Annotated in this window: 24 protein-coding genes; 6 read left to right on the forward strand and 18 right to left on the reverse strand. The window is 72.6% G+C overall.

The window, feature by feature from the left end:
• Positions 1-6 precede the first annotated feature (6 nt).
• The 5 genes from H4W80_RS03790 to H4W80_RS03810 all read right to left on the reverse strand — a co-directional run bounded on the left by H4W80_RS03790 (position 7) and on the right by H4W80_RS03810 (position 4,505).
• On the reverse strand, positions 7-1,470 hold the full coding sequence (locus H4W80_RS03790; protein WP_318786687.1) for a S41 family peptidase: 1,464 nt from the start codon (positions 1,468-1,470) through the stop codon (positions 7-9).
• Positions 1,431-2,477 (reverse strand): ABC transporter permease subunit, encoded by a 1,047-nt coding sequence (locus H4W80_RS03795; RefSeq protein WP_192783785.1) that lies wholly within the window; start codon positions 2,475-2,477, stop codon positions 1,431-1,433. Before H4W80_RS03795 ends, H4W80_RS03790 begins: the two co-directional genes overlap by 40 nt.
• A complete protein-coding gene (locus H4W80_RS03800; protein WP_192783786.1) occupies positions 2,474-3,364 on the reverse strand; it encodes an ABC transporter ATP-binding protein in 891 nt (296 codons plus the stop codon). Before H4W80_RS03800 ends, H4W80_RS03795 begins: the two co-directional genes overlap by 4 nt.
• Entirely contained in the window at positions 3,361-3,753 is a 393-nt protein-coding gene (locus H4W80_RS03805) for a GntR family transcriptional regulator (RefSeq protein WP_192783787.1), read from the reverse strand. The genes H4W80_RS03800 and H4W80_RS03805 overlap by 4 nt, the downstream gene beginning before the upstream one ends.
• A gap of 95 nt (positions 3,754-3,848) precedes the next feature.
• Entirely contained in the window at positions 3,849-4,505 is a 657-nt protein-coding gene (locus H4W80_RS03810; RefSeq protein ID WP_225963221.1) for a TetR/AcrR family transcriptional regulator, read from the reverse strand.
• A 65-nt stretch (positions 4,506-4,570) separates the two neighbouring features.
• Here H4W80_RS03810 and H4W80_RS03815 point away from each other — a divergent pair, with 65 nt between their 5' ends.
• Positions 4,571-5,545, forward strand: coding sequence for an NAD(P)-dependent alcohol dehydrogenase (locus H4W80_RS03815; protein WP_225964462.1), 975 nt, complete (start codon positions 4,571-4,573; stop codon positions 5,543-5,545).
• A gap of 44 nt (positions 5,546-5,589) precedes the next feature.
• On the opposite strand, the gene H4W80_RS03820 is transcribed toward H4W80_RS03815, so the two are convergent.
• From H4W80_RS03820 to metX, 3 genes are read right to left on the reverse strand one after another with little or no spacing between them, the layout of a single operon-like run.
• The gene (locus tag H4W80_RS03820) at positions 5,590-6,072 is read right to left on the reverse strand and encodes a CoA-binding protein (protein WP_192783788.1); all 483 of its coding nucleotides are present in this window, start codon (positions 6,070-6,072) and stop codon (positions 5,590-5,592) included.
• Positions 6,069-7,406, reverse strand: coding sequence for an O-acetylhomoserine aminocarboxypropyltransferase/cysteine synthase family protein (locus H4W80_RS03825; RefSeq protein WP_192783789.1), 1,338 nt, complete (start codon positions 7,404-7,406; stop codon positions 6,069-6,071). Before H4W80_RS03825 ends, H4W80_RS03820 begins: the two co-directional genes overlap by 4 nt.
• Positions 7,403-8,626 carry a homoserine O-acetyltransferase MetX gene (metX, locus tag H4W80_RS03830; RefSeq protein ID WP_192783790.1) on the reverse strand — a complete coding sequence of 408 codons (1,224 nt, stop codon included), beginning with the start codon at positions 8,624-8,626 and terminating at the stop codon, positions 7,403-7,405. The genes H4W80_RS03825 and metX overlap by 4 nt, the downstream gene beginning before the upstream one ends.
• 79 nt (positions 8,627-8,705) lie before the next feature.
• Here metX and H4W80_RS03835 point away from each other — a divergent pair, with 79 nt between their 5' ends.
• The gene (locus H4W80_RS03835; protein WP_192783791.1) at positions 8,706-9,254 is read left to right on the forward strand and encodes an OsmC family protein; all 549 of its coding nucleotides are present in this window, start codon (positions 8,706-8,708) and stop codon (positions 9,252-9,254) included.
• Positions 9,255-9,289: 35 nt separating this feature from the next.
• Positions 9,290-10,504 carry an NAD(P)-binding domain-containing protein gene (locus H4W80_RS03840; protein ID WP_318787604.1) on the forward strand — a complete coding sequence of 405 codons (1,215 nt, stop codon included), beginning with the start codon at positions 9,290-9,292 and terminating at the stop codon, positions 10,502-10,504.
• A gap of 4 nt (positions 10,505-10,508) precedes the next feature.
• Here the strand turns inward: H4W80_RS03840 and H4W80_RS03845 are convergent, their stop codons facing one another.
• The 8 genes from H4W80_RS03845 to H4W80_RS03880 are packed head-to-tail and all read right to left on the reverse strand — an operon-like array spanning position 10,509 to position 18,274.
• Complete coding sequence (locus H4W80_RS03845; RefSeq protein ID WP_192783792.1) at positions 10,509-11,390, reverse strand: ABC transporter substrate-binding protein; 882 nt, start codon at positions 11,388-11,390, stop codon at positions 10,509-10,511.
• Entirely contained in the window at positions 11,387-12,499 is a 1,113-nt protein-coding gene (locus H4W80_RS03850; RefSeq protein ID WP_192783793.1) for an LLM class flavin-dependent oxidoreductase, read from the reverse strand. Before H4W80_RS03850 ends, H4W80_RS03845 begins: the two co-directional genes overlap by 4 nt.
• A complete protein-coding gene (locus tag H4W80_RS03855) occupies positions 12,489-13,289 on the reverse strand; it encodes an LLM class flavin-dependent oxidoreductase (RefSeq protein WP_192783794.1) in 801 nt (266 codons plus the stop codon). The genes H4W80_RS03850 and H4W80_RS03855 overlap by 11 nt, the downstream gene beginning before the upstream one ends.
• 1 nt (position 13,290) lies before the next feature.
• Complete coding sequence (locus H4W80_RS03860) at positions 13,291-14,781, reverse strand: zinc-binding metallopeptidase family protein (protein WP_192783795.1); 1,491 nt, start codon at positions 14,779-14,781, stop codon at positions 13,291-13,293.
• Positions 14,778-15,503 carry an ABC transporter ATP-binding protein gene (locus H4W80_RS03865; RefSeq protein ID WP_192783796.1) on the reverse strand — a complete coding sequence of 242 codons (726 nt, stop codon included), beginning with the start codon at positions 15,501-15,503 and terminating at the stop codon, positions 14,778-14,780. Before H4W80_RS03865 ends, H4W80_RS03860 begins: the two co-directional genes overlap by 4 nt.
• Positions 15,500-16,321, reverse strand: a complete 822-nt coding sequence (locus H4W80_RS03870; RefSeq protein ID WP_192783797.1) for an ABC transporter permease — start codon at positions 16,319-16,321, stop codon at positions 15,500-15,502. The genes H4W80_RS03865 and H4W80_RS03870 overlap by 4 nt, the downstream gene beginning before the upstream one ends.
• On the reverse strand, positions 16,318-17,307 hold the full coding sequence (locus H4W80_RS03875; protein WP_192783798.1) for an ABC transporter substrate-binding protein: 990 nt from the start codon (positions 17,305-17,307) through the stop codon (positions 16,318-16,320). Before H4W80_RS03875 ends, H4W80_RS03870 begins: the two co-directional genes overlap by 4 nt.
• A complete protein-coding gene (locus H4W80_RS03880) occupies positions 17,300-18,274 on the reverse strand; it encodes an ABC transporter substrate-binding protein (RefSeq protein WP_192783799.1) in 975 nt (324 codons plus the stop codon). Before H4W80_RS03880 ends, H4W80_RS03875 begins: the two co-directional genes overlap by 8 nt.
• 126 nt (positions 18,275-18,400) lie before the next feature.
• Here H4W80_RS03880 and H4W80_RS03885 point away from each other — a divergent pair, with 126 nt between their 5' ends.
• On the forward strand, positions 18,401-19,174 hold the full coding sequence (locus tag H4W80_RS03885; protein ID WP_192783800.1) for an IclR family transcriptional regulator: 774 nt from the start codon (positions 18,401-18,403) through the stop codon (positions 19,172-19,174).
• Between the two features lie 60 nt (positions 19,175-19,234).
• On the opposite strand, the gene H4W80_RS63340 is transcribed toward H4W80_RS03885, so the two are convergent.
• Both H4W80_RS63340 and pip read right to left on the reverse strand, forming a co-directional pair.
• Positions 19,235-20,230, reverse strand: a complete 996-nt coding sequence (locus tag H4W80_RS63340) for an RCC1 domain-containing protein (protein ID WP_192783801.1) — start codon at positions 20,228-20,230, stop codon at positions 19,235-19,237.
• A 184-nt stretch (positions 20,231-20,414) separates the two neighbouring features.
• The gene (pip, locus tag H4W80_RS03895) at positions 20,415-21,368 is read right to left on the reverse strand and encodes a prolyl aminopeptidase (RefSeq protein WP_225964466.1); all 954 of its coding nucleotides are present in this window, start codon (positions 21,366-21,368) and stop codon (positions 20,415-20,417) included.
• 188 nt (positions 21,369-21,556) lie between these two features.
• Here pip and H4W80_RS03900 point away from each other — a divergent pair, with 188 nt between their 5' ends.
• Positions 21,557-21,829 (forward strand): hypothetical protein, encoded by a 273-nt coding sequence (locus tag H4W80_RS03900; RefSeq protein ID WP_192783803.1) that lies wholly within the window; start codon positions 21,557-21,559, stop codon positions 21,827-21,829.
• Between the two features lie 188 nt (positions 21,830-22,017).
• Positions 22,018-22,395, forward strand: coding sequence for a hypothetical protein (locus tag H4W80_RS03905; protein WP_192783804.1), 378 nt, complete (start codon positions 22,018-22,020; stop codon positions 22,393-22,395).
• Positions 22,396-22,437 lie beyond the last annotated feature (42 nt).

Genomic DNA, 22,437 nt, shown 5'->3' on the forward strand with positions numbered 1-22,437 from the left:
GTCCGTTCACTTGTGCAGCAGGGCCAGGGCCTTGGCCAGCGCGGGGTCGCGCCCGGCGGCCGCGTCCTGAGGGGTGAGGGGTACGTGGTGGTCGGGCGGCACGCCGATCCGGTCGATCACCTCGTGCCCGGGCCCCAGGTGGTGCCGGGTGGGGAAGCTCAGCGTGGTGTTGTTGCCGAGCAGGTACGGCTGCGCCGGTCCGGAGATGACGCCGGCGGTCCTGGTGCCGATCAGCACGCCGGTGCGCAGGTTCTTGACCGCGGAGGTGAAGTGTTCGCAGGCCGACGCGCAGCCGCGGTCGGTGAGCACCATGAGGGGCAGGTCGAGCAGGGGGACGGTGTCGTCGGTGCGCAAGGTCTCGCACCTGCCGTCCACGGTGCACAGGTGGGCGGTGGCCTGGCCGTGGGCGAACGCGCTCACCAGCCGGATCGCCTCCTTGGGGCTGCCGCCGCCGTTGCCGCGCAGGTCCAGTACGACGCCGGCGAGGGTGCGGCCGGTGCGCAGCCTGGAGATCGCCTTGAGAACCCTGTCGGCGGAGTCGGGGGCGAACCCGCGCATCCGTACGTAGGCGATGTCGTCGTCCAGCAGCTTCGACTGCACCACTTGCAGGGTGGCCAGGTCGCGCTGGTAGAGGCCGGGTTCGAGCGTGACGCTCCAGCGGCGGCCGGTGCTCTGCCGCAGCAGCCGCAGCCGGACCGGCCGCGCCTGCGGGTATCGCGGGTAGAGGGCGGCGATCGCGGGGGTGGCCTCGCCGTCGATGAAGGGGGCCGAGCCGTTGATCGACTCGATGAGGTCGCCGGGGCGCAGTCCGGCGGCCCGCGCCGCGCCGCCCGGCACGGTGGTGACGAACAGCGGGGCGAGGGCGGTGCCGGAGTTGCTCTGGACCTGCTCGCCGTTGACGTTCGCCTCCAGGCCCAGGCCGTAGCCGTCGCCGTCGTAGTAGCCGGGTGGCCGCTCGACGTCGTGCGCCCAGCGGGCGTGGTCGTCGCCGAGGGCGGCCACGACGGCCTCGAGGGTGACGACGGCCAGCTTGTCGCGCAGGCCGGGCACCTGATCGGTGATCTTCCGGTAGGCGGTCTCGAAGGCGGCCCAGTCGGCTTTCCGGTCGCCGGTCAGCGCCGGCATGGTGGCCTCGGGCACGTCGCGCCCGTCGCGGTTGAGCTGCTGGGTCAGGGCGGCGAATCCGGCGGTCAGCAGCGAGCGGGCGTCCAGGGTGGCGCCGCTGTAGTAGTTGCCGAGGATGCAGAAGTACGCCTGCTCGATGACGTCGATCGTGGTGGCCGTCTCCGCTCCCGGGCGTCCCTGGGGCTGCGAGCAGGCCGTACCGGCCGCCGTGCTCGCCTGGCTGCGCGGTGGGGCCGGCGCCGTGCAGGCCGCCGCCAGGAGGAGGGCGAGCCCGGCGGCCGCGGCCCTGGCGGCGGCGGGCGCGGTCATGACAGCCGCCTGCGGATCCACCAGAAGCAGAACCACGTCAGGCCGAGGGTGAGCAGGGCGTAGATCCCGGTCTCGATCCACTGGAAGGGCCAGAAGCGCTGCAGGGGCTGGTAGGCCGCGTGCTGGCGGTAGCCGAGCCGGTTGATCTCGGCGACGCAGCCGTCGCCGCCCGCGGCCGACGGTGAGCAGGGTCCCGATGTCGTGGAGACCTGGATGGCGGCTCCGCCGTCGTCGTCGGAGATCGTGCGTCCGGACGGATCGGTCATGGTGCTGGACAGGACCCAGGCGCCGGCCTGGCCCGGAACGGCTGATTTGAGAAGGATCCGCACAGGCCCGCCTCCCTCTCGTGATATGCCGAGGTTTTCCACGTTCGCCTGGCTGAGCTGGAAGGCGCCGGTGGCCGGGGGCATCAGGTGGGCGCGGACCAGCAGCGGCATGGCGAGCTGGATCGCGGCGAAGACGGCCAGGGTGAGGGCCATGGCGGGCAGCGTGCGGCGTGCCAGCATGCCCACGGTGACGCCGAGGACGAAGGCGAAGGCCGCGTACCCGATCGGGGCGATGCCGCGCGCGCCGAACACCAGGGGAGCCATGAGGGCGAGGTTCTCCGAGGCCGACTTGTCCAAGGGGTCGGACCACCAGCTCGCCGCGAGGGCGCACAGGCACGCGGCGGCCATGGCGGCCAGGCCGGTGAGCCCGAGTTTGACCGCCAGCCAGCGGCCGCGGGTGATGCTCTGGTTCCAGACCAGCAGGTGCGTGCTCGCCTCGAGCTCGCGGGTGATCAACGGCGCTCCCCAGAAGATCCCGACGAGGGCGGGTAGGAGCAGCACGGTGAGGTTGACGGCCATGAAGGGCGTCTCGTACGCGCCGAAGAAGCGGTTGTAGAAGCGGTCGCAGGTGCCGTCCTGGGTGCAGGCGGCGATCCCGGCGGAGTAGCGGGTGGCCAGGTCCGGGCCGGTCAGGGCCAGGACGACGGCGAGAACGACGAGGACGGCGGCCATCGTCGCGGCCGAGCCGCGCAGCTGGCGCCAGGTCAGCCAGATCATCGCCGGACCTCCAGGGCGACGCGCCGGTGGTCGGCGGTGCGTTTGTCCATGTAGGCCAGGACGAGGTCCTCCAGGCTGAGCCGGCTGACCGTCCAGGCGGGGTCGTGGATCGGGCCGTCGGTACGGATGATGAACGTGCTCTGCCGTTCGGTGTGGCGCGCGGAGATCACGTGCTGGCCGGCGGGCAGCCGGTCGGGGTCGCGGCGGGGGCCGGTGAGCCGGTGATGGGTGGCCAGCAGGTCGTCGACCTCGCCGGCCACCTGGACGCGGGAGTCGACGAGCACGATGAGGAAGTCGCAGACCCGTTCCAGGTCGGAGACCAGGTGGGAGGAGAGCACGACGCTGAACTCGTGCTCGACGGTGGCCTCCATCAGTCCCTGCAGGAACTCGCGGCGGGCCAGCGGGTCGAGCGAGGCGACCGGCTCGTCCAGGATCAGCAGCTCGGGCCGCTTGGCCAGGCCCAGGGTGAGGGCGAGCTGGGCGCGCTGGCCGCCGGACAGCCTGCCCGCCCGGTGGGCGGGGACGAGTCCGAGCCGCGCGACGCGCTCGCGTGCCGCGGCTGCGTCCCAGCGGGGGTTGAGCCGGGCTCCCAGCCGCAGGTGTTCGGCGACGGTCAGCCCCGGGTAGACGGGGGTGTCCTGGGCGACGAACCCGATCCTGGCCAGCTGGGCGGGCGTGGCCGCCGGCCGGTCGCCGAGCACCGTGATGCCGCCCGCGGAGGGGTGGAGCTGGCCGCCGGCGAGCTTCAGCAGCGTGGTCTTGCCGGCACCGTTGGGGCCGACCAGCCCGACGACGTGGCCCGCCGGGATGTCGATGGTGCACTCGCGCAGCGCCCAGCGTCTGCCGTATTTCCTGCCCAGTGCCTGGGCCTGCAGGACGGCGTTCACGCTATGTCCTCCTGAGCGAAGGTCCGAAAAGTGGTCATGAAGAGCGCCTCGATGCTTTCGTCGTCGAGACCGGCTCGGCGGGCCTTGGCCAGCCAGCGCTGCAGCTCCATCCGCAGCGGGCCGTGCGCGGCCAGGGAGGTGTCGGCGAGCGTCGCGGTCACGAACGTCCCCACCCCCGGCCGGGCGGCGACCAGGCCCTCGTGCTCGAGTTCGCGGTAGGCCTTGAGGACGGTGTTGGCGTTGATCGCCAGCTGCGCCACGACCTCCTTGACGGTCGGCAGCTGGTCGCCCTCGCGCAGCACGCCGAGCCGCAGCGCGTGCCGTACTTGCTGGACCATCTGCAGGTACGGCGAGACACCCGACCTGCCGTCCAGATGGAACTCGATCACGGTTCCTCCATTTATCTAGCTTCCTAGCACTATAGGACTCTAGATGTTAGAGGACCATAAGGATCACAGCCGGGCCGGTTCCCGCTGACCCGGGGCTACCGCGCCGCCGCCGGCCCGTGCAGAGAGTCGAGGGTGAGGGGCGGCGCCGGCGGCAGGGGCTCGGCGTGCTCGGCGCGGAAGGCCTGCAGCAGGTACGCCACCAGCCGCCGCGACCCCGCCGCCGCGACCTCGCTCGTCCCGGTGGCGACGCCGCAGTTGGCCTTGAGCAGCAGCGTCAGGTCGGCCGGGTCGAAGTCGGCCCGCAGCCGCCCCGCGGCCTTGGCCCGCCGCACCACCTCGGCGAGGCCCTGCTCGGCCCGCACCCGCGTGCGCTCGTAGTCGATCGCGTCGGGGAACGCCGTCAGGAACGCCTCGGTGAACCCCCGGTCGGCGACCTGCATCGCGCACACCGTCTCGATCATCGAGCAGAACCCCCGCCACGGGTCCGGATCGGCCAGCGCCTCGTCCACGACCGACGCGCACGTGGCCAGCTCGTCGCCGAACACCTCCGTGATCAGCGACTCCCGCGACGGGAAGCGCCGGTAGAGCGTGGCCACGCCCACCCCGGCGCGCCGCGCGATGGCCGCCATGGGCACGTCGAGCCCGCGCGTGGCGTACGCCTCCCGCGCGGCCTCGAGGATGCGCGCGCGGTTGTGCCGCGCGTCGGCCCGCAGCTCCTGCGCGGGCTCCATCTGAGAGGGATGACCAGGCATGTTTCTCACATTAACGTAAGTGGACGGCACCATCCGTTTAGCCCGGTAGCGTCGCTGACGTGGAGATGAATGCGACGGAGATGCGCGCGGCCCTGTTCGACCGGTACGGGCCGCCGGAGGTGCTCTATGTGGGCACGGCGCCCAGGCCGGTCCCCAGGTCCGGGGAGGTGCTGGTGCGCGTGCACGCCATCAGCGTGAACGGCGGCGAGCTGCACGGCCGGGCGGGCAAGGTGCGGCTCGTGACGGGGCTGACGCGGCGGGGCTTCCCGAAACGGATGGGGCTCGACTTCACCGGCGAGGTCGTCGCCCTGGGCCCGGACCCGGCCGCACCCGGCCCCCGGGTGGGCGACCGGGTGTGGGGCGTGCTCGGCCGCACGTTCGGCAGCGCCGCCGAGTACCTGGCCGTCCGCCCCGGCCAGCTGTCCCTCGTCCCGGAGGGCCTGGACCTGGTGGAGGCCGCGGCGCTCCCCGTGGGCACGACGGCGATCACGGCGCTGCGCGACAAGGCGGAGCTGCGGCCGGGCGAGCGCCTGCTCGTCCGGGGCGGCAGCGGGGGCGTGGGCGTCGTCGCGGTGCAGCTCGGCAGGGCGCTCGGCGCCCACGTCACCGCCCTGGCCGGGGCGCGCAACCTCGACCTCGTCCGCGACCTCGGCGCCCACGAGGTCCACGACTACGCCACCACGCGGCCCGCGGATCTGCCCCGCTTCGACGTGGTCCTGGACACCGTCGGCACCCAGCACCCCGCCTACCGGCGCCTGCTGACCCCGTCGGGCCGCATGGTGGCGATCGCCTTCGACGTCGACCGGGCCGCCTCGGCCCTGTCGTACCTGGCCGCCTCCACCGTGTACGGCCGGCGGCGCGTGCGCTTCTTCAGCGGCCGGCCCACCCACCGCCTTTTCGCCGATCTCGCCCGGTACGTGGAGAGCGGCGCCATCCGCCCGGTCGTGGACACCGTGTTCCCTCTGGAGGAGATCGCCAAGGCGCACCGGGCCCTGGAGGCGGGCGGCGTACGCGGCAAGATCATCGTCCGGTTGGTCTGAGACCCGGCGTCGCGGGCGGCACGCCCAAGGGTGTCGAAGGGCGGCTACTGGAGGCCGGCGCGGACGGACGTGATGCGCTGGGTGTTGAAGCCGAGCCAGTGCATCCGGCCCACATACCGGGCGTGCTCGACCTTGAGGCAGCGGTCCATGATCACGGTCACGCCGCCGTCCCCGGCGATCCGCGCGCCCTCCTCGTTGATCACGCCGAACTGGCACCAGAGGGCGGCGGCGCGAATCGCCACGGTCTCCTCCGCGATGGCGGGCAGCGCGTCCGGCGCGCGGAAGACGTTCACGAGGTCCACCGGCACGGGCACGTCGAGCAGGCTCGGGTAGCTGGTCTCCCCGAGGATCTCCTTCTCGCGGGGGTTCACGGGGATCACCCGGTAGCCGTGCCGCTTGAGGTAGTAGCCGACGAAGTAGCTGGCGCGCAGCTCGTTGCCCGACAGGCCCACGATCGCGATCGTCCTGGTGGAGTGGAGTACGCGCTGGATCGTCAGCGGGTCCTGGTATCGCCCGAGCTCGGTCATGGCGTCTCCACCTTCTTTCCGATCGTCCCGGCGACGCGGGCGAACCCCTGCTCCAGGTCCCAGATCAGGTCCTCGACGGACTCGGTGCCGACCGACAGCCGCACCGTCCCCGGCCCGACGCCGGCCGCCCGCAGTTCGTCGTCGCCGAGCTGGCGGTGCGTCGTGCTGGCGGGGTGGATGACCAGGCTCTTGGCGTCGCCGACGTTCGCCAGGTGGGACCAGAGGGTCAGGCCGCCGATGAGGGTCTGCCCGCCGGTCCGGCCGCCGGCGCAGTCGAAGGAGAAGACGGCGCCGGCGCCGCGCGGCAGGTACTTCTCCACCAGCGGCCGGTACCGGCTCTCCGGCAGGCCGGGGTAGGTCACGTTGGCGGCCAGTTCGTGCGACTGCAGGAACGTCGCGACCGCCCGCGCGTTGTCGACGTGGCGGTCCATGCGCAGCGACAGCGTCTCGAGCCCCTGCAGGAACAGGAAGGCGTTGAACGGCGAGAGCGCCGCGCCGAGGTCGCGCAGGGTCTCGGCCCGCAGTTTCATCAGGTAGCCGTACGTCCCGAACGTCTCGTGGAAGCGCAGGCCGTGGTAGGCGGGCGACGGGTCCGCGACCACCGGGAACCGCCCGTTGGACCAGTCGAACGTGCCGGCCTCGACCACGACGCCGCCGATGCTCGTGCCGTGGCCGCCGATGAACTTGGTCGCCGAGTGGATCACGATGTCGGCGCCCCACTCGATCGGGCGGCACAGGTATGGTGTCGCGAACGTGTTGTCCACGATCAGCGGCAGCCCGTGCTCGTGGGCGATGGCCGCCACGGTCTCGATGTCCAGCACGTTCCCGGCGGGATTGCCGATCGTCTCGCCGAAGAACGCCTTCGTGTCCGCCCGTACCGCCCGGCGCCAGGCGTCCGGGTCGTCGGGATCGACCCACGTCAGCTCCACGCCCATCTTGCGCAGCAGGTGCTTGAGCTGGTTGACCGTCCCGCCGTACAGCGCCGAGGACGAGACGACGTGGTCGCCCGGCTGCAGCAGCGTGAACAGCGCGGCCGCCTGCGCGGCGATCCCGCTGGCGAAGGCCACCGCGCCGCTGCCGCCCTCGAGGTTGGCCACCCGCTCCTCGAACACCGCGACGGTCGGGTTCATGATGCGCGAGTAGGTGTTGCCGTACTCCTGCAGGTTGAAGTACGCCGCCGCGGATTCGGGGTCTTCGAAGACGTAGCTGGTCGTCTGGAAGATCGGCACCGCGCGGGCGCCCGTGTTCGGGTCGGGCCGCTGGCCGGCGTGCAGTTGCCGGGTCTCGAACCCGAACTCGCGGGCCTGCTCGGCACGGGGGAGCTGATCGGTCACGAAGACCCCTTCCTCGACGTCGCCCCGGCCAGGAACCGGCGGATGATGGGCGTCTGCCGCGCCTCCTCGAGCAGGAAGCAGTCGTGGCCGTACGGAGCCTCGATCACCTCGAACTCGACCGGTTTGCCGAGGCCGCGCAGCGCCTGCTCGATCTCCGCCGACGCCGACGGCGGGTAGAGCCAGTCGGAGCTGAAGGCGATCAGCAGCGTCCGCGCGCGAACGCCTTCGAGCGCCGGCGAGAGAGCCCCGCCGCCGTGCTGCCGCGCGAGGTCGAAATACGTCAGCGCGCGCGAGGTGTAGAGGTAGGTGTTGGCGTCGAAGCGCTTGACGAACGAGTCGGCCTGGTGGCGCAGGTAGCTCTCCACCTCGAACTCCGCCTCGGTGATCGTGTAGCGCGGGGCGTCGGCGGACTGCAGCCGCCTGCCGAACTTCTCGCTCAGCGCGGGCGCGGACAGGTACGTGATGTGGCCGACCATCCGCGCCACCCCCATGCCGCCCGCCGGCGCGCGGCCCGTGCCGTAGTAGCGGCCGCCCTGCCAGGCCGGATCGCGCATGATCGAGTCACGCGCGATCGCGTTCCAGGCCACCCCCTGCGGGTGGAGGGCGTGCGTGCTGGCGATCGCCACGACCGCGTCGACCTGGTCGGGGAACAGGACCGCCCACTGCAGCGCCTGCATCCCGCCGAGCGAGCCCCCGGCCACCGCCGCCAGCCGCTCGATGCCCAGGGCGTCGAGGAACGCCCGCTGCGTGCGTACCATGTCCGCGACCGTGACCACGGGGAAGTCCGGCCCGTACGGCCTGCCCGTCGCCGGGTCGGTCGAAGACGGGCCCGTCGTCCCGCGGCAGCCGCCGAGCAGGTTCGTGCAGATGACGAAGAACCGGTCGGTGTCGAACGCCTTGCCGGGCCCGATCATGCCGTCCCACCAGCCGAGCCCCTTGCCGCCCGCGCCGTCGCGGTCCTCGGCCCCGAACCCGTCGCGCGTGCTCTGGCCGGACGGCGCCTTGGCCAGGCCCGCGGCATGGGCGTCGCCGCTGAGCGCGTGACACACCAGGATCACGTTGTCGCGCCGGGGCGACAGGACGCCGTAGGTCTCGTAGGCCACGCGCACCGGGTGCAGCTCCCGGCCGCAGTCGAGGCGGACCGGCTCCGGCAGGTCGAGGTGCTGGGTCTCCACCGTGCCGACCGTGCCGGCCGCGAGCGTCGGGGCTGGCTGCGACATGAGGGCTATGGTAGCCGCCACGGCCGGTGTATGGTCAAATACCTACCGGAAATGAGGGAAGGGCCGGAAGGGGCGGGACATGACTACGGTCGCCAACGGAGTGAACGTGCAGGCACTGCTGGACGCGCGCGAGGCGCTGAAAGGCGCGCCCGAGGCCGCGCAGTTCGTCTGGCGGGCATCCTCCAGATGGCAGAACGGCGTCCACAGCACGACCACGGTCAAGGAGTTCTTCGGTCTCGGGCAGGAGCAGGCCCACAGGAACGAAGCGGTGTTCGACGCCGACCACCCCGAGGTCTTCGCGGCCGAGGACAACGGCATCACGCCGATCGAGTACCTCCTCGTCGGCCTGGCGAGCTGCCTGACGGCCGGCGTGGCCTCCGTCGCGCAGAACCGCGGCATCCAGCTGCGCTCGGTCGAGGCGACGCTCGAGGGCGAGCACGACATCCGCGGCATCCTCGGCGTCGACGCCGACGTGCGCAACGGCTTCAACGACATCAAGGTGACCTTCGCCATCGACGCCGACGCCTCCAAGCAGGAGATCGAGGCGCTGGTGGCCCAGTCGCAGAAGCGGTCGGCCGTCTTCGACGCCCTCACCAACCCGACGAACGTCACCGTCGAAGTCGCCTGAGAGGCCGAGCCATCGAGCACGTCACCACGGTCGTCATCGGGGCGGGCCACGCCGGTCTCGCCGCGAGCCACTTCCTCGGCGAACGGTCCATCGATCACCTGGTGATCGAGCGCGGCGAGGTGGCGAACTCCTGGCGGCGCGAACGCTGGGACTCCTTCCGGCTGCTCACCCCCAACTGGCAGAGCCGCCTGCCGGGCCTTCGCTACGAAGGCCCGCGGCCCGACGGCTACATGACCACGAAGGAGGTGACGCAGTTCATCGAGCGCTTCGCCGCGCTCTGCCGGGCTCCCGTGCGGACCGGCACGGACGTGACGTCCGTCCGGCGCACCGGCGACGGCTACCACGTGACGACGAGCCGCGGCGAGCTCCGCTGCCGGGCGGTGGTCATCGCCAGCGGAGCCTGCAACCGGCCGGCGGTGCCGGCCTTCGGCGACGCGGTGCCGCCGTCCGTCGGGCAGCTGACGCCGTTCGACTACCGTGCCCCCGATCGGCTCCCCGACGGCGGCGTGCTCGTGGTGGGAGCGTCGGCGACCGGCGTGCAACTGGCCGCCGAGCTGCGCGCGTCCGGCCGGCCGGTGACGCTCTCGGTGGGCGAGCACGTGCGGTTGCCCCGCACCTACCGCGGGCGCGACGTGCTGTGGTGGATGGACTCTTCGGGCGTGTGGGACCAGCGGTACGACGAGGTCGACGATCTGGCGCGGGCCCGGCGGCTGCCCTCGCCCCAGCTCGTCGGCACTCCCGAACGCCGCACGCTCGATCTCAACGCGCTCACCTCGATGGGGGTCGAGCTGGTCGGCCGCTGGGCGGCCGTGCGCGACGGGCGCGCGCTGTTCTCCGGCGGGCTGCGCAACGTGTTCTCCCTCGCGGACCTCAAGATGGAGCGGCTGCTGGGCACGTTCGACGAGTGGGCGCGTACGCGCGGCCGCGACGCCGAGGCGGGCCCGCCCGAGCGCTTCGCGCCGACCCGGGTGCCCGAGTCGGCGCGTCTGCAGCTCGACCTGCGCGGCGGCGAGACCCGCACGATCGTGTGGGCCACGGGTTTCCGGCCCGATTACGGCTGGCTCGACGTGCCCGTGCTGGACGAGAAGGGCCGGCTGCGCCACGACGGCGGTGTCGTCGACAGCCCAGGACTGTACGCGCTGGGCCTGCCCGTGCTGCGACGGCGCAGGTCCACGTTCATCAGCGGCATCGAGGCCGACGCGCGCGAGGTGATCGACCACCTCGCGCGCTACCTGGCCGGGCGTCGGTGACGGTTCAGCGGGTCCGCAGCACCAGCTCGCCGATCTCGGGGAGCACGGCGTCCGCGACCGAGACCTTCTCCTGGATCAGCCCGTTGGCGTGGAAGAGGTCGGCGGCGTGCTGCTGCTCGGCGACGAACTCCTCGCTGACCGGGTGCAGCCCCCAGGGCCGGGTGCGCAGCGCGTGCTCCCAGGCGTCGAGGTCGCCGTCGAACAGGGCGGCCGCCTCGCGCGGGTGCCCGGCGGTCCAGCGGTCGGCCTCCTGGAGCGCGGCGACGATCCTGGCCAGCTCGTCGGGCCGTTCCCGCGCGAAGTCGCGGCGGGTGAACCAGAGCGAGCGGTGGCTGAACAGGCCGTCGGTCTCCACGAGCGTGCGGGTGCGCGACTCGACCGGCGTCAGGTACGGGTAGGAGCCCACCCAGGCGTCCACGTCGCCGTTCACCAGGAGTTCGGCGGCGTTGCCGTAGGCGTCCACGGGGACGATGTCGCCCCAGCCGAGCCCGGCGCGCTCCAGGGCCAGCAGCAGCAGCGTGGTCTGCCACGAGCCGTGCCCGAGCGCCACCCGCCTGCCCTTCAGCTCCGCCACGGAGCCGATCGGCGAGTCGTCCCGCACCACCAGGCGGCCGTTCTCGACCCGCGGCCCCGAGATCGCCACGTACACGATGTCGTGGCCCTTGGCCTGGGCGGTGACCGGGGGAGTGGAGCCGGTGCCGATGAAGTCGTACCCGCCGTCGAACAGGTGGTCGCCGTGCGCGGACGGCAGGGCCCGGGCAGGATCGACGCGCTCGCCCCGGCCGAGGGCGTTGAGGTCCACCCACTCCACGCCGGGCAGCAGGTCGCGGTGGCGGGCCACCCACAAGGTGTTGTTCTGCGGGAAGAAGCCGACTCGGGTGGTCATGAGGTACGTCCTTTCAGCAGCGGCAAGACATGGCGGCCCACGCGGCGGGCCTCTTCGAGATGGGGGATCCCGGCCAGGATGAAGGCGTCCACGCCGAGGTCCAGGAACTGGTCGAGGCGTTCGGCGACCTGGTGGTAGTCGCCGACCAGGCCGAAGGCCGGGCCGTCGCGCAACTGGCCGAAGCCGCCCCACACGTTCGGGGCGACCTCCAGGGCGCGGGGGTCGTCACCGGCCTCGGCGAGGAAGGAACGGCTGCGCCGCACGCCGACGGAGTCGCCCCCGCCGGAGCCGCCGCCGGAGTCGCCGCCGCGCGGCCTGGCCTGCCAGCCCTGCCGGATCTCCTCCCACGCCTCCTCCTCGCTCTCCCGGGCCAGCAGGTCCACGCGCACGGCGAACCGGGGCGGCGTGGCGCTGTGCGCGCGTACGGCGTCGAACTTCTCCGCCAGCGCCTCGAACGGCTCCAGCCACGACAGGTAGTAGTCGGCGTGCCGGCCGGCGGCGTCGATGGCGGCGGGGGAGGAGCCGGAGAAGAAGATCTCCGGGAACGGCTGCCCGGCCAGCTCCTCCGGCAGGCCCGCGTCCTCCACCTGGTAGAAGCGGCCGTGATGGGTGTGCCCGCCCTGCCAGACGCCCTTGAGCACGTCCAGGAACTCCGAGGTCCGCGCGTAGCGGTCGTCGTGGTCCACCTTGTCGCCCCACCAGAGCTGCGCGGGACCGCCGCCGCCGGAGATGACGTTGTAGACGATCCGGCCGCCCGTCGCACGTTGCAGCGTGGCCGTCATCCGGGCCGCCTGCACCGGGTGCAGGAACCCGGGCTGGAAGGCCACCATGAAGCGGTACGAGGTGGTCTCGCGGGCCAGCGTCGCGGCGGCGGCCCACGGGTCGTCGGTGTGCGGGAAGTTCGGCAGCAGCCCGCCGACGAAGCCGGACTCCTCGGCCGCCCGGGCGACCTCGGCCATGTAGTCGGCGTGGGTGTAGCCGTCGTCGCGGCCGTCCCGGGTGCCGGGGGCGGTGCCGCCCGGGGCGAACCCGCCCCGGCTGCGGACCCGGCGGCGCAGCGACGGCTGGTCGCCCTCCATGTGGATGCGCCAGTAGATGTCAACCGGCAAGAGCCTGCTCCTTGAGGTGCTCACCGAGGTGGTAGACGTCCTCGGCGGGGACGAAGAACTCGCTCACGCCGCGGCGGGCGTACTCCGCCACGTGGTCGAGCACGTGGTCGAGCGAGGTCAGGTGGACGCCGTAGCGCAGGCCGGGCAGCTCGGGGACGAGGGCGTCCAAATCGTCGCCCTCGGCGAAGACGTGCACGTCCGCGTGCCGCCGCGACAGGGCGAGGGCTTCGGGAGAGGTGCCGGAGAGCTGCACCTCGGGGAAGGGGGACGCCGACAGCGGCAGGCCGAAGCCGCCCGCGGCGACCTCGTAGAAGTCGCCCTTGAAGTCGAACGGGCCGTCGTGCCAGACGCCCTTGGCGACGGTCAGGAACTCGCCGGCGCGGGCCTGGCGGTCGGGGCCGGTCAGGAAGTCGCCCTGCGCCCTGGCCGCGGCCGGGTCCAGGTCCACCGCGAGCCGCCAGCCCAGCCGGCCGGCGGCGAAGCGCTGCAGCGAGGCCGAGAGCTTGGCGGCGTAGACGGGGGTGGCGGCCGCGGCGTGGAACCCGGCGACCACGCGCAGGTGCCGGGTGCGGCGCAGGACGTTCGCGGCGACGGCCAGGGACTCCTGCCCGCCGGGGTCGAACGGCACCAGCGCCCCCGCCAGCCCCGCCAGGTCCGCGGCCACGGCGCTGCGCCCGGCCGGATCGGTCAGGGCGGGCCGGACGTCGGTGACGAACGCGGGCAGCTCCGGCGCGGCGGCGCTCCTGGTGGGCAGGACGACGTGGAAGCGGGCCGTCGCGGGATGGGTCATGTCAGATCTTTCCTAGGAGTTCGGCGGAAACGGGAGGCGTCCTGATCGGGCGCGGCGACTGCCCCGTCTCCTGGAGGAACGTGGGCGGCGGCAGGTGGTACGGAGGCTCCGCCCCGGCGGGCAGCGGCCCCGGCCCCCGTTCACGGGCGGCGAACTCCCGCCGGACCGCCGCCAGCGTCTCGGGCTGCTCGACCAGCGTGACGGCCGCCGCGGCCAGGTAGCGGGCGGCGGCCAGCAGCCCGGCGTGGGCGATCGTGGTGCCGGTGGCGGCCGTGGCCGCCCAGGAGTGCAGCGGCACGCCGATCGGGACCACCGCCGCGGTCAGGCTGAGGTGCGGCGCCGTCCAGCTCACCTCCGAGGTGTCGCTGGACGGCCCGCCCAGGTCCGGCCCGGCGGGCGGGCGCAGCGGCAGGACCCCTGCCGCCAGGCCCGAACCCGGCCTGCCGATCGCCTCCTGCAGCCGCACCGCGAACTCGTGGTCGGCGTCGGTGAACGCGGGCGGACCGAGCTCGCTCATCGTGTGGTGCAGCAGCTCCGCGCCCGCCCGGTTGCCGAGCCCCTGTCTGATCGCCGTCACCAGCCGGTGTTCGAGCCGGGTCTGACTGGCGACGGCCGCGGCCCCGGCGCAGGCCACGACCTTGTCATAGAGGGTCCTGGCCCGCTCGTGGGTGGCCTCGCGGACGTAGACCCACAACGTCTGCAGGTCGGGGGTGACGTTGGGGGCGCCGCCGCCGCCGATCGCGTAGCCGATCCGGCCCGCCGGGGAGACGTTGCCCGCGCGCAGCCGCTCGATCATGCCGGTCAGCAGGAGCACCCCGTCCAGGCCGCTGCGGGTGCCCAGCGGGTTCGAGCCGTGGCCGGGCGAGCCGAGGAAGGAGAACGTGGCAGAGTACAGCGCGCTGGTGACGTCCCAGCCCGTCCCGGTGACGGGGGCGGGATGCCAGTCGAGGAAGGCGTCGAGGCCGTCGTACGCGCCGTCGCGCACCGCGTACGCCTTGCCGACGAGCTGCTCCTCGCCCGTGGAGGCGAACACCTTGACGGTCGCCCGGCCGCGCAGGGCCCTGGCGGCGGCGATGGCCGCGCCGGTCGACGCCGCCGCCAGGGCGTTGTGGCCGCACCCGTGGCCGTGACCGTACGCGGGGGCGTACTCGTCGCCCTCGAACCCGGTGGGCTCGTGGCGAGGGACGCCCGCGCGCTGGGACAGGCCGGGCAGCGCGTCGTACTCGACGTTGAAACCGAGCACGGGGCCGCTGCCACCGCAGGTGGCGACGAAGGCGGCCGGCAGGCCGGCGGTGCCCCACGCGATCGTGAAGCCGTGCGCGCGCAGCAACTCGGCGGTGGCCAGCGCGGAGCGCCACTCGCGCAGCGACGGCTCGGCGTAGGCCCAGATCCGGTCCGCGAGCCCGGTCAGCGCGGGCGCGTTCTCGTCGATCCACGCGGTCGCCACCGTGACCGCGCCTGCGCCCGGCGCCCGGCGCACAGGCGCGGTCACCGGGCCACCTCCTCGCGCGGCGTGCCCGCGTGGGTGTCCACGCCGAGGTCGGCGAGGAGGCGGCGGCGCAGCTCCACGAAGGCGGGGTCCGTCCTGTCGCGCGGCCGGTCGAGGCCGACCCGCAGGTCCGTGACGAAGCGGCCCTCGCGCAGCACCGCGATCCGGTCGGCGAGCAGGATCGCCTCCTCGACGTCGTGCGTGACCAGGAGCACGGCCGGGCGGTGCCGGGCGCACAACTCGGCGATCAGGTCCTGCATGTGCAGGCGGGTCAGCGCGTCGAGCGCGGCGAACGGCTCGTCCAGCAGGAGCAGCTCCGGCTCGCGCACCAGGGCCCTGGCCAGCGCCACCCGCTGGGCCTCGCCGCCGGACAGCGTCGCGGGCCAGGCGTCGGCGTGCCGGCTCAGGCCCACCTCCGCCAGGGCCTCGAGCCCCTTGGCGCGGGCGGAGCGGCCCTGCCCGATGATCACGTTCGCGAGCGCGCGCTTGGAGGGGATGAGCCGCGGCTCCTGGAACACCACCGTGCGCACCGGCGGCACCAGCACGCTTCCGCCGGTGGCGGCGTCCAGGCCCGCGAGAATGCGCAGCAGCGTGGTCTTGCCGGTGCCGCTCGCGCCGAGCAGCGCCAGGAACTCTCCGCGCCGCACCTCCAGGTCCACCCCGTCCAGCACGGCGCGCTCGCCGAAGACCTTGCGCAGCCCCGTCGTCCGTACGGCCAGGCTCATCGCAGCGTCACCGCCCTGCGCCAGGGCATCGTCATCCGTTCGACCAGCCGCAGCGCCAGGTCGGCCAGCAGCCCGATCACGGCGTAGAGCAGCACGCACAGCGCCAGGATGTCGGTGCGCAGGTAGTCGGTGGCCCGGGCCATGAGGTAGCCGAGCCCGGCCGTCACGTTGATCTCCTCGGCCGCGATGAGCGCGATCACGCTGAGCGTGGTGGCCAGGCGCAGCCCGGCGAAGACCGACGGCAGCGCGCCCGGCAGCACGACCTCGCGGGCGATCGCGAGCCGGCCGAGCCCGAACGAGCGAGCCGCCTCGACGACCTTGCGGTCCACGTTGCGCACGCCGCTGGAGACGTTGACGTACATGGGGAAGGTGCAGGCCACGCCGATCAGCAGGATCTTGGACGCCTCCTCGATCCCGAACCAGACGACGAACAGCGAGGTCAGCGCCAGGAAGGGGATGGCGCGCAGCGCCTGCATCGAGGAGTCCACCAGCTCCTCGCCGAGCCGGGTGAAGCCGGAGACGACGCCGAGCAGCAGTCCGGTGGAGGCGCCCAGCACCAGGCCGAGGCCGGCCCGGGTGACGGACACGCGCAGCGCCTCCGGGAGCTGGCCGTCGGCCCACAGCTCGGCGAAGGTCTTGACGACGTCCTGCGGGCCGGCGAGCACGTCCTTGGTGAGGGCGCCGGAGGCGGTGGCCGCGTACCAGGCCGCCAGCAGCAGGACGGGGCCGACGGCCCGCAGCGCGAACGTCAGCGCGGGCGCGCGGCCGGCGGCGCGGGGCGGGTTCGGGGCGACGAGCCCCTGCACCGCGGCGCTCATTGCTTCGCCTTCCCCAGCGTCGTCACGTCCACGACGTGCTGGGAGACGTCCAGCGGCGCGGTGAGCACCTTCTGGTCGAGGAAGAACTTCGCGACCTCCTGATATTTCGCGATCTCGGGTGCGGTGACCGCCTGGGCGGGCTTGCCCTTCTTCTGGATGCCGACCACCAGGTCCTTCTGCTTGCCCTGCACGGCCTGCGGGCCCGCCTGGGTGAAGACGTTCAGGTACGCCGCCGGGTCGGCGATCTCCTTCGCGCTGCCCTCCTTGAGGAACTCGAACAGGGCCTTGACCACCTCGGGATGCTCGTCGAGCAGCTTGTTGGCGGCCACGTAGATCACGTAGTTGTCCGACTTGATGGCCTCGCCGTCGGCCAGGATCCGCGCGTCCAGGTCGGTGACGGCGGGGATGAGGAAGGTGGAGAACGTCGACCAGGCGTCCACCTTGCCCGAGCCGAAGACCGGCGCGGTCTGCGGCGGCAGCAGGTAGACGCGCTTGACCTTGTCCACCGGCACGTTGAACGTCTGCAGCGCCTTGAGCAGCAGATACTCGCTGGTGCCGCCGTGCCCGACGGCCACGCTGCGCCCGGCCAGGTCCGCGACCGACTTGATCGGCGAGCCGTTCTTGACCACGATCCCCTCGCCGGCGAGGTCGGGCGGGACGGTGGCGAAGATCTTGAAGCTGGGCTTGACGGCCAGCGCGGTGACGCCGGAGGTGATCGAGCCGGTCGCGATGTCGAGCGAGCCGGCGTTGATGGCCTGGGCGGCCGGGGCGAAGACGGAGAAGTCGCCGGCCCACTTGACCTTGGCGTTGACCTTGGCCAGGGCGGCGTCCAGGCTGCCGTCCTTCTTCGCGACGGCCAGGAAACCGCTGTTGCCCGGGTCCGCGATCCGGACGACCACCTGCTCCTGGGCGGTGGTGGCGCCGGCGCCGCCGCCACAGGCCGCGGCCAGCAGGACGACAGGTACGGCGAGCAGCAGCTTACGCATGGGTGACTCCTTGAAGCGGGGTGTGGTCGGCCCAGGCCGCGACGTCCACGGGCGATGGGAGGAAGTGGTGGCCGCGCAGGAAGCGCTCCTGCTCGGCCAGCAGGTCGAGGCGTTCGGGCGACAGGTCCAGGTGGAGCGAGGCGCCGGGAACGTAGGCGGCGGCCACGCCGCTCGCGCCCGCGCCGGTCTCGGCGCCGAGGATTCTGGCGACCTCCGCAGGGTGCCCGGCGGCCCAGTCCGCGGCGCGCAGCAGGACGCCGAGGAAGCGGGTGACCACGTCGGGGTGCTCGTCGAGCAGGCGCTGGTGCACGGTGATCGGCCGCGGGGTGCCGTTGTTCACCCGCGCCCGCCGGTCCGGCACGGCGTCGAGGTCGAGGCCGACCTCCGCGCCATGGCGCAGGGCGGCCTCGACGGCGAGCGCGCCCTTGACGTAGACCGCGTCCACCTCGCCGGCGGCCAGCGCGGCCAGCTCGGCCTCCCACTGGCCGCCGCCCGGCTCGGCCGCGACGTCCACCAGCTCGGCGTCGCCGAGGCCGAGCCCGGCCAGAGACAGGGCTCCGTGGAAGCCGCGCAGGGCCATGGCCCGCCAGAAGTCGATCGCGATGCGGTGCCGGGGAACGGCCAGGCGCAGGCCCTTGAGCTGCTCGGGGCGCTCCAGAGCGGTGCCGGCGCGGACCAGGACGGCCTGGTGCTCCTCGATCCAGGTGAGCCCGATGAGCCGGGTGGCCTCGCCGCGGGAGCGCGCCCAGAGCGCGGGCACGTTGCCGCCCTCGCGGAACAGGCCGGTCAGGGCGTGGGTGTAGTGCGTCTCGCGGGGGACGTCGGGCGAGTCGTCCTGCAGGGACCGGACCTCGATCCCGTCGGCGGCGAACTCCCCGGCCAGCCAGCCCTGGTCCGCCGCGATGCCCGTCGCGGTGGGCACGGGACAGCGGGTGAACCAGATGGTGTCGAGTGCGGCGGTGGTCATGGGGGAGAGTTTGCCGCTAAATTGGTAGGGAATGCAAAGAATATCCCGCGATGCGGGAAGCCTTCCCGGCCGGACCGGCTCTCACCTGGTCACGGCTCTCCCTACTCGGAAGACGGAGTTTCCCGCATGGCAGCAGAAGGCGGCGTGCAGTCCGTGCGCAGGGCGATCGGCGTGCTCGACTGCTTCGGCGGTGGGGACGCCTCGCTCGGCCTGTCCGACCTCTCGCGCAGGATGGGGCTGTCCACCTCCACCACGCACCGCCTGGCCAGGACGCTGACCGCCGCGGGCTTCCTGGAGCAGGAGGCGCGCACGGGCCGCTACCGGCTCGGGCCGTCGATCACCGAGCTGGGGCAGCTCTCCTTCCACCGGCGCGGCCTGCACCGCGTCCCGCCCGAGCTGGCCGAGCTGGCCCGGATCACCTCCGCCACCGTGGACCTGGCCGTGCGCAGTGACCGGCACGCGGTCATCCTGAGCGGCGGCTCGCTCAACCCCGACAGCGGCGTCGGCCTGCGCCGCCCGTTGCACTCCACGGCGCTGGGCAAGGTCCTGCTGGCCTGGGACCCGGAGGGCAGGGCGGACCTGGAGGCGCTCGGGCCGCTGCGGGCGCTGACCGGCCGCACGATCGTGGACCACGGCGAGCTGCGCGCCGAGCTGGAGCGCGTACGCCAGGCCGGGTACGCGCTCAACGACGGGGAGTCGGGCGACGGCATCCGCACGGTCGCGGTGCCGGTGCTCGACCGGCAGGGCCACGCACGTTACGCGCTGGCCGTTCGCTCCACGCCGCTGGTCATGAGCGAGGCGCGGATCGACTGGTTCGTCACGCACGCGCGGGCCTGCGCCCGCGCGCTGGAAGTGCTGCTGATCCCGCCCGCCGAGCGCCGGTTGCGCACCTCCGAGTGAGGCTGCACTCTCTCAGGACGGGCAGAATCGCGGCCGGGACGGCTCAGCCCCGGAGTCCCGTCACAGCAGCACCATGCAGACATATCCGCAGGAGATGGCGCGCGCCCCGCAGTGCGCCTCTTCGGGGATGTCGAGCTGCCCGTAGAAGTCGTACGCCCACGTGACGATCCTGCCGCCGGCGGTCAGCGCCATGCTGGCCAGGTTCCCGGCGGAGATCGCGACGACGTCGGACTGCGCCTCGTACGGGACCTCCAGTTGGCCGTACTCGTTGTCGCCCCAGGCGATCACGGCGCCGTTCTTGAGGGCGAGGCTGAAACCGTTGCCCGCGGAGATGGCGGTGACGCCGGACTGTGCCTCGGCGGGCACCGCCAGGTTCGCGGGGAGGTCGGGTCCCCACGTGACGACGCGGCCGTCCTCCCGCAGCGCGAGAGCATGCTGGCGGGCGGACATCGCGACGACACCCTCCTTCGCCTCATCGGGAACGTCGACGAATCCCCGCCATTGGATGACGCCGCCGTCCTTGAGGAAGAGGCCGTACGAGCTGCCGCCGTTCGCGCCGGTCATCGCGGTGACACCCGATTTCGTCGCTTCGGGGAGCGCCAACTCGGTGTCGTGGGTACCGCCCCAGACGATGACGCCACCGTCTCTGAGCGCGAAGGAATACGCGCCCGCTGTCGCGATCGCCGTCACGTCCCGGGTCGCCGCGACAGGCACCCGAACCAACCTCTGCTGGTTGCGGTCGTTGAGGTTGAAGTTTCCCCAGATGGTCACCTTCCCGTCCTTGAGCATCAGGTTGTACAGGTTCGCGCATGCCCCGATGGAGAAGGCGGTCACTCCCGACAACCCGGCCGCCGGCACTTCCGGGGCATTGGCCGGACCCCATTGGATGAGCTTTCCGCTGCCCGGAGCGCACTCCGGCTCTCCTCGGCCTTCGGTTGTGATCGAACTCGCCCCCGAGTGCGCCTGCGCAGGGGACACGCGCGATACCGTCCCGCCCAGCACGGCGGCCGGCAGGCCGACCGCGACCGTACGCATGAGCTGACGTCTACTGATCACAGAGCCTCCATGACGTGGTACGGCCGGCGCGAACCTGCGCCGGCGCCTGAGGCTACGAAAGCGATCTTCCGGTCGTCTTCCGCTCCGGTTCTGTGCCGCCGCCCAGGACGCCCTGCCACCCGTCACGCCGCCCGGGACGCCCTGCCACCCGTCACGCCGCAGCCCTGCCGCTGCGGCGTGAGCGTCAACGTCGGCGGAAGCGGTCGGTGGCGTCGATCAGGCGGTGCCGGGTGCCGGGTTCCGAGCCGCCGTGGCCCGCGTCCTCGACGAGGTGGAACTCGGCCTCGGGCCAGGCCTGGTGCAGATCCCATGCCTGGTCGGGCGGCGTCTTCATGTCGTAGCGGCCGTTGACGATCACGGTGGGGATGTGCCGGATGCGGTCGATGCCCGCCAGGAGGCCCTCTTTGGGGAGGAAGCCGCCGTTGCTGATGTAGTGGTGGGTGATGCGGGCGAAAAGGAGGACAGCGCCGTCGTCCAGCTCCGGCGGGTCGACAGGCAGCAGGGTGTTGGCCGAGAACTCCCAGTCCATCCAGGCGCGGGCGGCCGGGAGATGGACGGCGGGGTCGGGGTCGCCGATGCGGCGGCCGTACGCGGCGATCAGGTCGTGACGCTCGTCGGCGGGGATGGCGTCGCGGAACGCGGCCCACTCGGCGGGAAAGAGGCGGGCCGCGCCGCTGGAGGTGAACGTCCAGTCCTCGTCGGAGCGCCGGACGAGGTAGATGCCGCGGAGCACGAGCTCGGTGACCCGGCCGGGGTGGGCCTGGGCGTACGAGAGGGCGAGGGTGCTGCCCCAGCTTCCGCCGAAGACCAGCCAGCGGTCGACGGACAGGTGCTCGCGGAGCCGCTCCATGTCGGCGACCAGGTGCGAGGTGGTGTTGTGCCGCAGTGACACCGCCGGGTCCGCGGCGCTCGGCCGGCTGGCGCCGCAGTTGCGCTGGTCGAACAGCACGATCCGGTACGCCGCCGGGTCGAAGAACCGGCGGAAGGCGGGCAGGAGGCCGCCGCCGGGCCCGCCGTGCAGGAAGACCACGGGCTTGCCGGCCGGGTTGCCGCAGGTCTCCCAGTAGATCTCGTTGCCGTCTCCGACGTCGAGCAGCCCGGAGTCGTACGGTTCGATCGGCGGATAGAACTCCTTCAGTGCCATGTGATCAAGTAGACCACCCGAGCCGGGCGGTCGCGCACCGCGCCGGCTGAGGCGGTCCGGTGCGGGGTCAGTCCCGCAGGGCGGTTTCGGCCTGCCGGTTCTGAACGGGCCCGGTCTTGAACAAGAAGCAGAGCAGGGCGGCGGCCACCAGGACCACGGCGCAGGCCACGAGGGTGGTCTGCATGGCGCCGACGAAGCCGGCGGTAGCGCTCTCCCTCGATCAGGCCGAACACGATGCCGCTCAGTACCGTCTGCTGGAGTGGCGGCGCGGACCGAGGCCGCTGATGTCCGGAGATGTGAAGGAGCAGAAGGATCGACACGCGTCGCCACCGTCACAGAACACCCTTTTTCGGGATGTGGTGAGTGACTTCCACCTTCCCCGTGTCATCGGGACCCGGGTGAAGCTGGTTGGCGAGGCGGAAAGCCCAACGGTGAGAAGCCGGCTCGCAGCCTAGCACAGCGCTTCGGCGCCGCCGGCCCGGCACAAAACCTCGTCTCTCTTGTAGACGAGGTTGTCGTGGCGCGCTAACGTTGTCTTCGTTGGAGACGACGTTTGAGGGATCTTGTGAGGCAAGATCTCCACGTCGGCCGTGGTAGTACTGGAGATCCGCGAAGGAGGCCGCACAGACAAGCAGGTGCACCCATGACCGAGCGCTACCTCGGCGTCCTCGGCGTCGCCGAGGCCCTGGGCGTGAGCCGTCATGCGGTGCACAAATGGCGCAGCCGCTATTCGGACGACTCCGATCACCCGTTCCCCCCGCCCGACGTAGAGGTCGACGGAGCTCCCGGCTGGCGGCCCGATCGGCTGGCGGAGATCGTACGGTGGCGCGAGGGGCTGCCCGGCCGCGGCGCGGGCGGGGGCCGTCCTTCCCTCGCGCGTCAGGAATACCTCAAGGAAGCAGGGTCGCGCGGCCTGACCCGGGACGAGGCCATACGCGCGCTCGCCACGTTCGGCGAAGAGTTTCCCGAGATGACCGAGCCGGAGATCTGCGCCTGGCTCGTCGGGAAATGGCGCGGCTAGAGCCCTTCCCCCTCACCCCTCATCAGCACGGAAGGCGATGAC

This window comes from Nonomuraea angiospora (assembly GCF_014873145.1).
Lineage (GTDB): Bacteria > Actinomycetota > Actinomycetes > Streptosporangiales > Streptosporangiaceae > Nonomuraea > Nonomuraea angiospora.

Bases quoted from the DNA above. Each gene is read 5' to 3' on its own strand.
- H4W80_RS03795 (WP_192783785.1), bottom strand. From the start codon at position 2,477: ATGATCTGGCTGACCTGGCGCCAGCTGCGCGGCTCGGCCGCGACGATG.
- H4W80_RS03810 (WP_225963221.1), bottom strand. From the start codon at position 4,505: ATGCCTGGTCATCCCTCTCAGATGGAGCCCGCGCAGGAGCTGCGGGCC.
- H4W80_RS03815 (WP_225964462.1), top strand. From the start codon at position 4,571: ATGAATGCGACGGAGATGCGCGCGGCCCTGTTCGACCGGTACGGGCCG.
- H4W80_RS03820 (WP_192783788.1), bottom strand. From the start codon at position 6,072: ATGACCGAGCTCGGGCGATACCAGGACCCGCTGACGATCCAGCGCGTA.
- metX (WP_192783790.1), bottom strand. From the start codon at position 8,626: ATGTCGCAGCCAGCCCCGACGCTCGCGGCCGGCACGGTCGGCACGGTG.
- H4W80_RS03835 (WP_192783791.1), top strand. From the start codon at position 8,706: ATGACTACGGTCGCCAACGGAGTGAACGTGCAGGCACTGCTGGACGCG.
- H4W80_RS03845 (WP_192783792.1), bottom strand. From the start codon at position 11,390: ATGACCACCCGAGTCGGCTTCTTCCCGCAGAACAACACCTTGTGGGTG.
- H4W80_RS03855 (WP_192783794.1), bottom strand. From the start codon at position 13,289: ATGACCCATCCCGCGACGGCCCGCTTCCACGTCGTCCTGCCCACCAGG.
- H4W80_RS03865 (WP_192783796.1), bottom strand. From the start codon at position 15,503: ATGAGCCTGGCCGTACGGACGACGGGGCTGCGCAAGGTCTTCGGCGAG.
- H4W80_RS03870 (WP_192783797.1), bottom strand. From the start codon at position 16,321: ATGAGCGCCGCGGTGCAGGGGCTCGTCGCCCCGAACCCGCCCCGCGCC.
- H4W80_RS03875 (WP_192783798.1), bottom strand. From the start codon at position 17,307: ATGCGTAAGCTGCTGCTCGCCGTACCTGTCGTCCTGCTGGCCGCGGCC.
- H4W80_RS03880 (WP_192783799.1), bottom strand. From the start codon at position 18,274: ATGACCACCGCCGCACTCGACACCATCTGGTTCACCCGCTGTCCCGTG.
- H4W80_RS03885 (WP_192783800.1), top strand. From the start codon at position 18,401: ATGGCAGCAGAAGGCGGCGTGCAGTCCGTGCGCAGGGCGATCGGCGTG.
- H4W80_RS03900 (WP_192783803.1), top strand. From the start codon at position 21,557: ATGGCGCCGACGAAGCCGGCGGTAGCGCTCTCCCTCGATCAGGCCGAA.
- H4W80_RS03905 (WP_192783804.1), top strand. From the start codon at position 22,018: ATGACCGAGCGCTACCTCGGCGTCCTCGGCGTCGCCGAGGCCCTGGGC.